The following is a 13815-nucleotide window of genomic DNA, read 5'->3' on the forward strand; positions in this document are numbered from 1 at the left end:
CGGGCCTTATGGTGATTAGTCAGGAATTGTAATAACCCAAGATTAGTAACTGTGCATTACGCTTTCAAATCACTCTTTATATGACTCATACTATTCAGCGCCTTTATGGTTATACCTCTGTATTTTTCGCAGATAATTAACCAGTTGCAAGTCTTGAACCAGCTCTATCTAGATGCTGCTACAGCGCTGTGAGTACTTTAAGACGCTTTATTTCGTTGTCAGTAAAATGGGCAGATTGATACTCTTGCAGAGCTTTTTCTATTGCGTTTGAATCAAGAGATTTCTGAGCCAGGTTATCGCGAAATGTTTTGTATTCGGCAATTCTGTTTTGCCACTGAGCTTGTTGTGCCCATGTTTTGGAAAAGCGTTCTGCAACTTCGCTACCAAATTCAGCCGCCACTGCGTTATAGCGATCGTTAATAGTGCTGTGGTTGTTTTTTATTTCGTTTATTCGATGCATATTAAGCGTGGGCTGGAAGGCTTTACGTTCGGCAGAGTTTCCCGCTTTAATTGACTCGACGATAAGGGCCTTTCTCTCGTCTCTGGATAAGGTGTTTTCTTGGGCAACACTTAAACGTGCTAGCGCCGCCTCATCTACCTGCGCTTCTTGACTAAACAGATAGTGGTATTCAGTATTATTAAAGTAAGTTCGTCTAATTTCCTCTCGCTCATCTAGTTTAAACGACACATCCTGCAAGCTGTGACTGGCAAGGTCGACGTCCAATTCAACCAAAGACAGCGCTACTTTGTAATCGACATACCGGGCAAATAAGTCGATTGCGTCACCTTGCGTGCTGAGTGTGAATACTTCGTGAGCATGGGTTGTGTAGGCAAGTTTCACTGCTTGCGGCACTTCTGAGGTGCGTGCAAATACGAAGCGATCGAAAGCGTCTTTGGTTGAGTAATTGAGTTCAAAGGGAATGAGATCAGCTTTTGTACGATCAGCTGCAATATCAGTGTCACTATCCCGATGACTACCTACATCAGTTACTTGATGTACTGCACCGCCTCCTTCTAACTCATATTCTTCGGCTTTCGCTTGTGCACCTGAGGATGAGCGTTGACTGAAAATTTCTGAACTAGAGGTTTGAGATTCAGACGCAAACTGGTTGTAAAGAATAGTACCGAATACTAAGAGGGCAAGCAGCCCTCCTAGTATTGGAAAAACACGGCGTAATTGACGCTTCGCCACTACAGCCCTAAGCCTTTCAGTCGGTTAGCCTGACGAACAAACACGTCTACTGGGTCGGTTTCAAACCAGTGCGTTATGCCAAAGCTTTGGTTGACTTCATCAAGATGGTTCATCTTATAGTTGTCTTTAAGTACTTTGCCTAAATGAGAACTACAGGTCGATACTAGCCCATCGTTTGGCTCTTTGAATGCGGTGCCAGTAATAGCTAAGAATGGGTCAACTACATCAAGAGCATTGGTGTAAGTTCTGCCTCCGCTCCACGAGAAATAGTACACGCCATTTTCAGCCAACATTTTTCCATCGTTGCGGCAGTAGGCAGTAGGCATCCCTTCTGGATATTTTTGATTGAAAGCAACAGAGCCAGACGTAGACAATGAATTAAGCGCAGCGATTGAATCTGTAGGTTTGTCTCGCGGATCAGACCCAGAGGCAATCTCGATGATATTGGCGAACGCATTAACTACAACGCCCGCAGCACCCTCGCCCACTGAACCTTCAGAAAAAGCGTCTCGTAGTTCATCTGCCACTTTGCTTCCCCAGTTTACGCCGGCAACTGAACTTACCGAAGCAACCTTATCTGGGGCAACGCTTGCGGCGTAACGTGCCGTTGGACCACCGTGACTGTGTCCAATTAAATTCACTTTGTCAGCTCCTGATAGCGCCAGAACTTCATCAATGTAATCGAGTAACTGTTCACCGCGGACTTCGGTCGAGTTTGCTGGTGAGACCTCTGCGATATAGACAACAGCGCCGTTTCGGCTAAGTTTGTGCGGCACCTTATAGAAATAATCAACAAATAAGATATCTTCGAACCCAAACAGACCGTGAACTAACACAATAGGGTGCTTGGTTTTTGCGTAGGTGCCAGCGTAGGCTTGGCCAGACAAGCCTAATGTCATACTGAACAAAGCTAATATCACGGCGAATTTACCAAGCCATGGTTTTGTAGAGCGTATTCTTATAGAGCGTAAGTGGTTATATAGTGTCATCGAGTGTGTCCCATAATTATGGTTATATATGGTCTGTGGTCAGACCTTTGTTATAATTATGTAAACACTATGTAAAGATCAACCTTTGTGTGAAATCTTTAATAAAGGCTTTTGCTGTGTATAGGTAAATTTTCGACGGAGTTAGTTACTATTAGTCAGTTAATTCAGAAAGATAGCGTCAGGTATGAAGTATGTTAACCCATACCATTTGCACTAAACATACAGGACATAAATAACACTTATAGTCGCTTATTTATGTTTGGAATATGTTTGAATGTAGTTTACGGCTAGGCTCGAAGTGGTTAGCCACTTTCCTTTAAGTGGGTTTAGCCTCATACCGACCTGATACTTAAGGGTAAACTCATTTCCAATCCAGCGTTTTAATTCGCTGGGCTTAACAAATTTCTTCCAGTCATGGGTTCCTATTGGTAAGTAGCGCATTACGTATTCCGCTCCCACTATGGCAACAACATAACTTTTCAGCGTGCGGTTCAGCGTCGCCAAAATCAGCAGGCCACCCGGCTTAACCAAACTTGCGCACTCGCGCATAAGCTGCTGCTGGTCAGGCACGTGCTCAACAACTTCGGCGTTAATTACCACATCATATTGCCGACCTTCTTCTACTACCTCGCTTGAGAGTTTATGCTGATAGTCTACCTTTACTCCTGTATTTTGAGCATGGCGCTTTGCCACTTCTACGCTCACCGCACTGGCATCTATTCCCGTAACTTGAGCGCCTAATTTTGCTAGCGGTTCGCTTATTAGCCCACCGCCACTGCCAATATCTATCACTGATAAGGCGGAATAATCGGGAGGCAAGTTGCCCTGACCGAAATGATTTTCTATTTGTGCTTTTATAACGTTTAGTCTTGCCCGATTAAAATCCAGCGCGGTTTTGTATTTGCCTTCTGGGTCCCACCAAGAGTCAGCCAGCGCATCGAAGCGCGCAATTTCTTGTTCAGAAAAGTTACTGTCGCCTGTTTTTTTGCTTTTATCGAGCACGATTTTTTACCTTAAAACGTAGTTACCGTAGCGCTTATTGTTGACCCTTGTCGAGCAGGGTCATAAGGTGGATAGATAAGGTTCTATTCATCCTTAATTCGCTACTTGGCGATTTGAATAAGACATACCTATTAAACCATACGTTGTAAAAGAGGGTTCTGATTTTGGCGAACGCAAAAAATGTTTATGGACGCCCACTCCAGCTATGCTGTGGAAATACTGGATTTACGCGAGAAGGGTTTTGCTATGTACCAGACGCTGATGTGGGTAATCACAGCGTATGCGCGGTTGTCACTGACGAATTTCTTCAGTTTTCGCTACGACAAGGCAACGACCTCATCACGCCGTGGCCTAGTATGACATTTCCTGGCCTGTTGGCAGGCGACAGATGGTGTTTGTGTGCCGCTCGCTGGCTACAAGCCTATGAGGCAGGTGTAGCGCCGAAAGTACGCTTGGAAGCCACACATGAAAAAGCGTTAGACATTATTCCACTTTCACTGCTAGAAGAGTACGCGGCAGATTAATCTAAACCTGCCGCCTCGCCCTCGAATGCTTATATTCGCACTATTGCGTGAACATTGCTTGATTGAGCAGTGAAGCTCAATCTACTACTGAGGAGTACGAATTACCATAAGGCGAGTCTCAGACATATCTTCAATCGCATAGCGAATACCTTCGCGACCTAAGCCTGAGTCCTTCACGCCACCATAGGGCATGTTGTCCACCCGCCAGCTAGGTACATCTCCAATGACCACACCACCAACGTCAAGCACGTCCCATGCTTTGTGCGCTTTGTATATATCGCGGGTAAACACACCTGCTTGAAGTCCGTAGCGGCTGTTATTTACTTCTTCAAGCGCTTCGTCATAGTCATCGAATGGCACCAGAATAGATAGAGGGCCAAACGCTTCTTCGGCACTGGCATCACAATCCTTTGGTACATTTTCCATTACCGTAGCCTCAAGCATGGCGCCGTCTCGCGTTCCGCCGCATAGAATGGTGGCACCTTTCTCTTTTGCTTCTTCAATCCAGCCGTGAAGGCGCTCTGCTTCGCCTTCTGAGATCATAGGGCCAATAAAGGTGTCTTCATTAGACGGGTCGCCAGACACTAACGCTTTCACTTTTTCCACATAGCGCGACTTAAACTCATCGTATATTTTGCTATGCACTAAAAGGCGCTGAACACTTATACAACTTTGCCCTGATTGATAATAAGCTCCGACAATTACGCGGTCGATGGCGTCTTCAATATCGGCATCTTCATCAACTACACATGCGGCGTTACCGCCAAGCTCCAATACCACAGGCTTCTTTCCTGCTTTTGCTTTAAGCGCCCAGCCCACATCAGGTGAACCTGTGAAGCTAAGCAGCTTTAGTCTTTCATCAGTAGTGAATAAGTCAGCGCCGTCGCGGCTACAAGGTAGAATAGAAAACGCGCCTTTGGGTAAGTCAGTTTCAGCTAATACCTCACCGATAATAAGCGCACCAATAGGGGTTCGCGAGGCAGGCTTAAGTACAAAGGTACAGCCTGCTGCGATTGCAGGAGCCACCTTGTGCGCAGCCAAATTCAGAGGAAAATTAAACGGCGATATAAATGAACATGGACCTATAGGGACCTTCTTGGTCATGCCCTGATAACCTTTGGCGCGCGCCGAGATTTCTAAATTCACCACCTCGCCGTTAATACGCACTGATTCTTCTGCCGCTATTTTGAAGGTATCGATAAGGCGGCTGACTTCGCCCTTAGCGTCTTTAATTGGCTTACCAGCCTCTATACAGAGCGCTTGTGCCAACTCATCGGCTCTTTCGGTAAAGCGCTTCACACAGTGCTCTAGCACTGCTTGTCTTTCGAAAGGAGCCATGGCGGCCATCGCAGGCTGCGCTTCTTCTGCTGCAGCAATGGCCTTATCGATGGTATCCGCATCGGCCATCGCCACCTTGGTTGCTACCTCTCCGGTGTATTTATTAGTCACGTCCAAGTCGGTATTGGCATAATGTGGCTCACTCGCTAAATAATAGGGATAGCTTTCCTTCAACATTTTTTACTCCTTACCTTTCTGTTACGTTTGGCTTAAAGCTTGGCGCTAAGCTCTTTAATCGTATGATTTAGTGTTTTGTCATTCATACTGTAATCAACTGGACAATCGATAATATGTACGCCTTTTGTGTTCAAACACTTATCAACTAAGTGAATAAGTACATCCGCGTCGTCAACTCTCCAGCCCTGTGCGCCGTAACTTTGTGCGTATTTAACAAAGTTGGGGTTGCCATAATCTAAACCAAACTCATCGAACTGCATGTTTGCTTGTTTCCACTTGATCATTCCGTACGCATCGTCGCGCAAGATGATCACCACAAGGTCAAGCTTAAGTCTAACGGCAGTCTCAATTTCTTGGCTATTCATCATAAAGCCGCCATCGCCGCATACGCTTACCACAGGGACATCAGGCTTCACTAGTTTGGCAGCTATAGCTGATGGTAAACCGGCTCCCATTGAAGCCAGTGCGTTGTCTAAGAGCAGGGTATTCGGATGATATGCGGGGTAATTTCGGGCAAACCATATTTTATATACGCCGTTGTCTAACGTAACAATGCCGTTATCAGGCATAACTTTACGAATATCGCGTACAAGACGTTCTGGTAAGATAGGGAATCGATTATCGTCTTCTGCTTCAGCACGGTGATCTACATAGGCTTGATGCACATCTTTGTAGAAGTCGAGTTTCCAACTGTCTTGGGGAGTAATGCCTTCTTTTATTTGCCAGATGCTGTTAGCAATATCTCCAACGACTTCGAGTTGCGGGAAGTAAACAGGGTCTACGGCAGCCGAATCAAAGTTGACATGAATCACTTTTTTATCGTTGTGATGCATGAAGAACGGTGGCTTTTCTACCACATCGTGGCCTACGTTGATAATAAGATCGGCACGCTCTATTGCCCTGTGTACAAAATCACCGTCAGACAGAGCAGTGTTCCCTGCAAAGCGCGGGTCGCTTTCGTTTAGTACCCCTTTACCCATTTGGGTTGTAACAAATGGAATGCAGGTTTTATCAACAAACTCCCTGAGCATTTTCGCTGTTAGCTTTCTGTTTGCTCCGGCGCCAATCAATAACAAAGGTGACTGGGCTTCTTCAATCATGGTAATCGCAGCAGCAATTGCTTTGTATTCGGCGATAGGTCGACGGGCCATGCTAGGTGTTAGTATTTGGGCACTGGTTTGTTCTGCGGCAATGTCTTCTGGCAGTTCAATGTGTACAGCGCCAGGGCGCTCTTCATGGGCTAGACGAAATGCCTCTCGCACAGTAGAAGGTATTCTATCGCCACTCACAATCTGGTTGGTGAATTTAGTGATCGGCCGCATCATGTCAACGATGTCGATAACTTGAAAGCGACCTTGCTTGCTGGTTTTGATCGGCTTTTGCCCGGTAATCATCAACATTGGCATAGCGCCGAGTTGAGCATAAGCTGCGGGAGTAACTAGATTAGTGGCCCCAGGTCCTAAGGTCGAAAGGCACACTCCCACTTTTCCGGTAAGCCTGCCGTAAGTAGCAGCCATAAAGCCAGCGCCTTGCTCGTGACGAGTCAGCACCAGTTTAATAGAGGACTCGCGCAACGACTCAAGTAAGTCGAGGTTTTCTTCACCTGGGATACCAAAGACGTATTCCACGCCTTCTGCTTCTAACGCTTTAACAAATAAATCGGACGCTTTCATGTGCTGCACGCTCCTTGTAATTTGAGCAGAAAATAAAGTTCTTATTAGTTGTGCTACGAAACAATGCTGCGAATGGGTTTACTGTGCGTAATAAAATGCCCGTTGCTAACGGGCATGTTAAAAAATAGTGTATAGGAGAGAAAAAGGAAGTCTAATCACTGATTATTATGCGCTTGTATGCGAGCAAAGAACCATCTTCGTTTTGTGACACACTAAATGTATATTCATTGTAGTCACTGCCAAACACTGTATCTTGCCCCAGCAACGTGTCTGGCTCACCCCGCTGACTGTAGTCGGGATGATTGGTACAAATGTCTTGGCAAAAGCTATCGGAAAAGCCAAATTGAGAAACCAATTGATCAGTATTATTGCGACGTATACGAAAATGGATGTGGATAGCTCGGCTGCTGTACCAGCCGGGAAAACAGCTTTTTAGGTTTATTCTTCCGCTAGCATCTGTCACCGCAATACCTCTGAACCACTTCGCACTTAATGCATCCACTTCGTTTCCCGTGCAAAATGCCGAATTAAATCCGCTGGCATCGGCACTATCACTGGTATCTCCTGAATAAACGCCGTCTACATCGCAATGCCATACTTCAATTTCATAACCCGATAGGGGATTACACGCTTCATCAATTAACTGAAAACACAACATCATCGGCAAACCTGTTTGCTCATATGATATGTCGTCAAGATAGTCACTTTGAAAATAGCACGGGCCTTCCGTTTGAGAACCTGTGAGAGCCACACTGCATACAGAAGCAGTGTCAAATAAACTATCGTCTGGAAAATCTGATGTCATAGCTGACGTGCCACCGCTTGCCCAACCGTCAAAATCTTCTTCAGGTTCGGCATTTGAATCGGTGTCGTTATTGGAAGATGAGGAGTTAGATGTTGTGGAACTGTCAGAGGCGGAATTGGAACCTCCACACCCCCACAACCCGATAGCAATAGGAGCCAATGTAAGCCCCACCGCTGTTTTCATAAAGCGGCGTCGCTTGAGCGACTCTTCCGTTAATTTTTTTGATGTCATCGTACGTTGCCCTTGGTTGTCTTTGCAAAAAAGACATTTAGCTAAAGGACAAGGTTCTCTTATTTACTCAAGCTTTACGTAGCTTTACACAGTAAATAAGCAAAGTGAAAAAAGCGCAGGTATTTGGGTAACTAAACCTCGGTTATTCAGCACTCCATTCGGATAGCGCCTTCTGTGTTACTTTATCTACCTCATGTTTATTTTCGCTTATCCACCAGCGCTCCATAATACGAACATTTTTCTGATTGGCTTTATAGAATATATCCACAATGTCGCCAACAAATGGAATAAAACCTAAGCCAAAGTCGATTGCTGAATTTTTTACCATTTGAGCTATTAACGCTTTGGGCATACCCAATGATTTTCCCAGCCAAACTATTCGAAGTGAAACGAAGAGCATCAGCGCGTCACCGGCTCCTGGGATAAGGCCCACGATTGAATCCAAGCCTATTCTTATTGGGATAAAAGGGAGCTTTACAGCAGTATCCAGCAAGTTCGCCAGTTTTTGCGCTTTAAGTAGTGCCTTTGGTGCTTTTCCTTCCACGACCTTATCTCCCTTTTAATATAATAAATGCGCCACCAAGGGTGATTTCCCTATTGGTTTTCCTCGAAACGTTTACTGTCAGCTTTTCAAACACTACTTTTCAGCGCCTAGCGCTCTTGCTAAGCCTGCGCGCAAACCGTTGTCCGACTGTACTGTCCACCCATGCAGGTTTTCTTGCACTATGTCAAAAAGCACGTCTATATGTTCTTTGTCACTGTTAAGTGCCGCGATGTATTCATAGCGCTCACCACCAGCTTCCATAAAGTACTCGCGATTCTCTTCACCAATTTCTTCAATAGTTTCCAAGCAATCGGCTGAGAAGCCAGGGCACATAACCTGAATGGATTTCACCCCTTTTTCAGGTAAAGACTTTAACGTTTCATCTGTATACGGTTTCAACCACTCTTCTCGACCAAAACGAGATTGGAAGGTCGTCATATATTCGTCGTGTGAAAGGCCAAGTTTCTCGGCAAGCAAGCGTGACGTTTTGTGGCACTCGCAGTGATAGGGGTCACCATTCATTAAATAGCGCTTTGGAATACCGTGGTAAGACAAAATAAGCTTGTCCGCCCTTCCATGGGTTTCCCAATGCGCTTTTACTTTGTTCGCCAGCGCGGTGATGAAATTATCGCGATCGTGATAGTGATTCACGAAGCGAAGTTCTGGGAGCCAACGGCGAGAGGTGAAATCCTTAGCGATAGCATCAAATGTGGAGCCAGTTGTCGACGCGCTGTATTGAGGGTAAAGCGGTAAGACGACGAGTTTGCGTACGCCTTTTTCCAACATGGACTCGATGGTATCACCTATGGCGGGCTTGCCGTAGCGCATGGCAAAGTCGACTATTACGTCATCGCCATATTGGGCTTTACAGCGTTCAGCAATAGCTGATGCTTGCGCTTTAGTAATAGCCATAAGTGGAGAGCCTTCTTCCGTCCATACGGTGGAATAAGCCTCAGCAGAACGCTTAGGGCGAAAGTTTAAAATGATACCATTTAATACAAACCACCAAATCGCTTTAGGCACTTCCACAACCCGCGGATCAGAAAGAAACTCTTTCAAATAAGGGCGTAACGCCTGCTTAGTTGGCGCTTCCGGTGTCCCCAAATTCGTTACCAGTACGCCAATTTTATCTGGTTGCCCGTGAGTAAAACCTTTGTTCGATTTGTATTTCATGTTTTCATAGTCCGAGAAGTACTGCGCTATATCCGTATTATACTGAATTACCTTAGATTATGATCTGCTATAACGCCAAAAAAGTGCGATTGCGCTAATAGATTTTGGACATTAAAAAAGCGACAGGTGTTCGAAAATACTTTTCAAAAACACATGCCGCTTTCTTAGTTTGCTGCCGCATTATGCGTGTGGCAGCGCGTAAAGCTATCTATTTAAGGCTGATAGTAAGTCGCTGCGCCCGGGCCTACCGGCATACCGAGTAGGAACACCCAAATGTAGAACAAAATTGTCCAACCTACGATAAACACCATTGAGTAAGGCAGCATCATGGCAATGAGCGTGCCCATTCCCAAGTCTTTCTTGTACCTTGCAGCCATGGCCAAGATTAGTCCGAAATAGCTCATCATAGGTGCGATAACGTTTGTGACTGAATCACCAATACGGTATGCAGCTTGAATCACTTCAGGCGCGTAGCCTATGAGCATGAGCATTGGTACAAAAATAGGTGCTGTTACCGCCCATTGCGCTGATGCACTCCCTAGCGACAGGTTCACTACACCACACATCAGAATGAACAGAATAAACACCGCTGGGCCATCTAACCCTGCCGCTTGTAACAACGCAGCACCTTTAACGGCTAATACTGTGCCTAGGTTTGTCCATTTGAAAAACGCAACAAACTGCGCAGCAAAGAATACTAGCGTAATGTAAAGACCCATTGCCCCCATGCTTTTAGACATGGCATCAATAACATCTTTGTCGTTCTTCATCGACTTGGTAACTTTACCGTAAACAAAGCCAGGAATAGCAAAGGTGATAAATATGAATGCAACAATGCCTTTAAGGAACGGAGAGCCCGCTACTTCACCTGTTTCTGGATGACGCAATATACCGTTTTCTGGCACTACCGTTAGCGCTAGTATTGCGCAAACAATAACAAACGATATACCTGCCCAACGCAGGCCTTTCTTTTCTAAATCCGTAGGCGCGTCCATAGATTGCTTGCCTAAATCTATGGAAGCATCAGCAGGGTCAAATTTACCGAGTCTCGGCTCAACAACCTTTTCGGTGACCAACGCTCCCATTGTGGCTACAACGAAGGTACTGATGAACATGAAGTACCAGTTTACTTCTGGGCCTACCATATAGTCGGGGTCAATCATGTGAGCAGCGGCTTCCGTGATACCCGACAACAGTGGGTCGACAGTTCCAAGTAGTAGGTTGGCGCTATAGCCAGCCGATACACCTGCAAACGCGGCGGCCAGACCCGCTAACGGGTGACGACCTAACGAGTGGAAAATCATCGCTGCCAGCGGAATTAGTACCACGTAGCCAAGCTCTGATGCTGTGTTTGAAATGATACCTGCGAAGACGATAGCAAAGGTCACGGCACGTTTAGAGGCATTCATCACCAACGCGCGCATTGCTGCTGATAACAGGCCAGAATGTTCTGCAACCGATACACCAAGAAGCGCAACAAGTACGGTACCCAGTGGAGCAAAGCCTGTGAAATTGGTAACCAAGCCTGTCACTATTCGCTGCAAACCTTCTGCGCTCATCAGCGATATGACTTCAATCATACCGTCTTCTTCACGCCCCTTTGCACCTATTGGGCGAGGGTCAGCTACAGCAATGTCAAAGTAACCAAGTATCCCACTAAGTAACACAATGAAAAGTGAAAGCAGTGCGAACAGCGTTACTGGATGTGGGAGCAGGTTTCCTAACCATTCCACCGTGGTGAGAAATCGCGAGAATAACCCACCTTGTCCGCCCCTATCATCGGCAGACACTGTATTTGTATTTTCCGTTGTCAAAATCTTCCCTCTGTCGTTTATTGACGTCTACCACACCAAGGTTAATGCTGGGAAGGCATCAACGTTGTACATAAATAGTGACGTGTTTTAATAGTATTCAGACGGTATTTTACCCGATTTAGTAAAATTTTGGCAGTGGATAGGGTAAATGAAGGGTTAAGTCAGTGTACATTTTCCTAAATTGTCCGGCTACGCTGATTAGATATAACCCGCTATATCATACCGTTAGCCTTTCAAAAGGCGTAAAAAAACCAGTCTAAAAAGACTGGTTTTTAAAGCTTTAAATTTCGGCTATTTAGTTACCGTTTGACTTGTTCATATACTTGAAGAAGTCGCTGTCTGGTGCAATAACCATGACATCTTGTTTGCTGTTAAAGCTTTGCTTATACGCGTCCATACTGCGCAGGAAGCTGTAAAAATCAGCGTTCTTTGAGTAAGCGTCAGCGTAAATTTGTGCCGCAATCGCATCACCTTCACCGCGAAGTTGACGTGCATTACGCTCAGCATCAGCAAGCATTACCGTTACCTTAGCATCGATATTTGCCTTAATGACTTCGGCTTGCTCTTGACCTTCTGAACGGTGCTCACGAGCTACGGCGGCACGCTCTGCGCGCATACGCTGGAAGATCGAGTTGCTCACCTCAGTAGGTAAGTTAATCTGCTTAACGCGTACGTCTACAATTTCAATACCAAGCTCGTCAGACGATGTAGAAGCTTGTTCCATTGCTTGGTTCATAAGCGCTGAACGCTCACCAGAAACGATTTGTGCAATAGTACGAGTACCAAACTCAGAACGTAGACCGTTGTTTACTTTTTGCTTCAGTAGTGCTTCTGCTTGCAGCTTGTTGCCACCCGTTGATAGGTAGTAACGTGCAAAGTCTTCTATGCGCCACTTAACATAAGAGTCAACAATCAGATCTTTCTTCTCGCTTGTTACAAAGCGATCAGGCGTTCCATCCAACGTTTGAATACGCGCATCTAGATGGCGTACCGAGTCAATAAACGGAAGTTTAAAGTGTAAACCTGGCTCAAAAACCCGAGTTTCACCGGTCGCGTCATCGCGCTGAACCTTACCAAACTGAATAACAATGGCGCGCTCGCCTTCTTTAACTGCAAACAGTGAGCCTGATGCAAGCAATACAAGAAGAACGAATACTGCAATTAACAAATTCTTCATTGTGCTTATCTCCCCTCTCTGTAGCTATCGCCACGCAAGCCTGTACTTGGCGAGCTGTTGCGGCTGCGGCCGTTAGCATCAGTTACTGGTGCTTGTAAGCCTTCCAGTGTATTGCGCGTATTCTTGTTGTTCGTAGATTGCTGACGTTCCATAATCTTATCTAAAGGCAAATACATCATGTTATTACCGCCTTTGCTATCAACCATGATTTTACTGGTGTTACCCAACACTTCTTCCATGGTCTCTAGATAAATACGTTCGCGAGTAACTTGAGGAGCACGCTCGTACTGAGGAAGCAGCTCTTCAAAACGTGCCACTTCACCCTGCGCTTCTAACGTTACACGTTCTTTGTATGCTTGCGCTTCTTCATTCATACGATTGACTTGACCACGTGCACGAGGCTCAATTTCTCTCGCATAGGCTTCTGCTTCGCGAATGAAACGTTGTTCATCTTCCTGTGCAGCAATCGCATCATCAAAAGCATCTTTAACTTGCTCTGGTGGGCGGGCATCACGGAAGTTCATATCGATAATGGAAACCCCCATATTGTAGGGTTCAATGATCGCTTGAAGCTCTTCCCATACACGCTGACGCGTTACTTCACGGCCGTCGGTAAGTACGTCGTCCATTTTGGAGTGGCCAACTACGTAGCGAATAGCGCTATCAAGAGACTGACTTAAACTCTGCTCAGGGCTTTCAACGGCAAACGTCCAACGATATGGGTCTACAACGCGAAATTGCATTTCCATTTGAACGCTTACCACGTTTTCGTCCTCTGTAAGCATAGAGCCTGAAGATGACTGGTCGCGAATTGACTGAACATCAACTGGGATTACTGAGTCAATAAACGTTGGCGCCCAACGAAGACCCGGCTCAACCTGCTCGTGGTACTCACCGAAGCGAAGCACTACGCCACGTTCTGCTTCACGAATAGTGTAAAAACCACTAATGAACCAAATTACGACAAGTAAACCTACAAGAATACCAGCGCCGATACCACCTAGGCTTTTGCCTGAGCCACCGCCGTTGCCACCTGACTTTCCAAACTTACCAAATAAGTTCTTAAAAACATCGTCCAAATCTGGGGGACCTTGCTCTTTCCCACCGCGATTCTTCCACGGGTCGTTATTATTGCCACCCGGCTCATTCCAAGCCATGCTGATACTCCATAGATTA

General features: G+C 45.8%; 12 protein-coding genes. 1 reads left to right on the plus strand and 11 read right to left on the minus strand.

The genetic code is table 11. The features are described 5' to 3' along the window. Nucleotides 1-178 precede the first annotated feature (178 nt). From F0261_RS03040 to ubiG, 3 genes are all read right to left on the minus strand, one after another. Nucleotides 179-1192, minus strand: a complete 1014-nt coding sequence (locus tag F0261_RS03040; protein WP_014980552.1) for a lipase secretion chaperone — start codon at nt 1190-1192, stop codon at nt 179-181. Continuing rightward, nucleotides 1192-2181 (minus strand): triacylglycerol lipase, encoded by a 990-nt coding sequence (locus tag F0261_RS03045; RefSeq protein WP_014980553.1) that lies wholly within the window; start codon nt 2179-2181, stop codon nt 1192-1194. Before F0261_RS03045 ends, F0261_RS03040 begins: the two co-directional genes overlap by 1 nt. Before the next feature lie 249 nt (nt 2182-2430). Then, nucleotides 2431-3183, minus strand: coding sequence for a bifunctional 2-polyprenyl-6-hydroxyphenol methylase/3-demethylubiquinol 3-O-methyltransferase UbiG (gene ubiG / locus F0261_RS03050; RefSeq protein WP_014980554.1), 753 nt, complete (start codon nt 3181-3183; stop codon nt 2431-2433). A 164-nt stretch (nt 3184-3347) separates the two neighbouring features. Between ubiG and F0261_RS03055 the strand changes: the two genes are divergently transcribed. Further along, nucleotides 3348-3707 (plus strand): DUF2237 family protein, encoded by a 360-nt coding sequence (locus F0261_RS03055; protein WP_014951082.1) that lies wholly within the window; start codon nt 3348-3350, stop codon nt 3705-3707. An 84-nt stretch (nt 3708-3791) separates the two neighbouring features. On the opposite strand, the gene F0261_RS03060 is transcribed toward F0261_RS03055, so the two are convergent. The 8 genes from F0261_RS03060 to hflK form a co-directional block, all read right to left on the minus strand. Beyond that, on the minus strand, nt 3792-5222 hold the full coding sequence (locus F0261_RS03060) for an aldehyde dehydrogenase family protein (RefSeq protein WP_061486730.1): 1431 nt from the start codon (nt 5220-5222) through the stop codon (nt 3792-3794). A 32-nt stretch (nt 5223-5254) separates the two neighbouring features. Continuing rightward, a complete protein-coding gene (locus F0261_RS03065) occupies nt 5255-6895 on the minus strand; it encodes an acetolactate synthase large subunit (protein WP_014980556.1) in 1641 nt (546 codons plus the stop codon). 151 nt (nt 6896-7046) lie between these two features. Then, the gene (locus F0261_RS03070; protein WP_171337185.1) at nt 7047-7931 is read right to left on the minus strand and encodes an intradiol ring-cleavage dioxygenase; all 885 of its coding nucleotides are present in this window, start codon (nt 7929-7931) and stop codon (nt 7047-7049) included. A gap of 142 nt (nt 7932-8073) precedes the next feature. Next, nucleotides 8074-8475 carry a DUF4112 domain-containing protein gene (locus F0261_RS03075; protein ID WP_014977648.1) on the minus strand — a complete coding sequence of 134 codons (402 nt, stop codon included), beginning with the start codon at nt 8473-8475 and terminating at the stop codon, nt 8074-8076. A 93-nt stretch (nt 8476-8568) separates the two neighbouring features. Then, nucleotides 8569-9648, minus strand: a complete 1080-nt coding sequence (hemH, locus tag F0261_RS03080) for a ferrochelatase (RefSeq protein WP_014951087.1) — start codon at nt 9646-9648, stop codon at nt 8569-8571. A 212-nt stretch (nt 9649-9860) separates the two neighbouring features. Next, on the minus strand, nt 9861-11438 hold the full coding sequence (locus tag F0261_RS03085; protein WP_014951088.1) for an AbgT family transporter: 1578 nt from the start codon (nt 11436-11438) through the stop codon (nt 9861-9863). Between the two features lie 319 nt (nt 11439-11757). Then, nucleotides 11758-12639 (minus strand): protease modulator HflC, encoded by an 882-nt coding sequence (gene hflC, locus F0261_RS03090; RefSeq protein WP_014980558.1) that lies wholly within the window; start codon nt 12637-12639, stop codon nt 11758-11760. Between the two features lie 5 nt (nt 12640-12644). Then, nucleotides 12645-13796 carry an FtsH protease activity modulator HflK gene (gene hflK / locus F0261_RS03095; RefSeq protein ID WP_014980559.1) on the minus strand — a complete coding sequence of 384 codons (1152 nt, stop codon included), beginning with the start codon at nt 13794-13796 and terminating at the stop codon, nt 12645-12647. Nucleotides 13797-13815: the final 19 nt, after the last annotated feature.

Source organism: Alteromonas sp. 07-89-2 (assembly GCF_013113925.1).
GTDB lineage: Bacteria > Pseudomonadota > Gammaproteobacteria > Enterobacterales > Alteromonadaceae > Alteromonas > Alteromonas macleodii.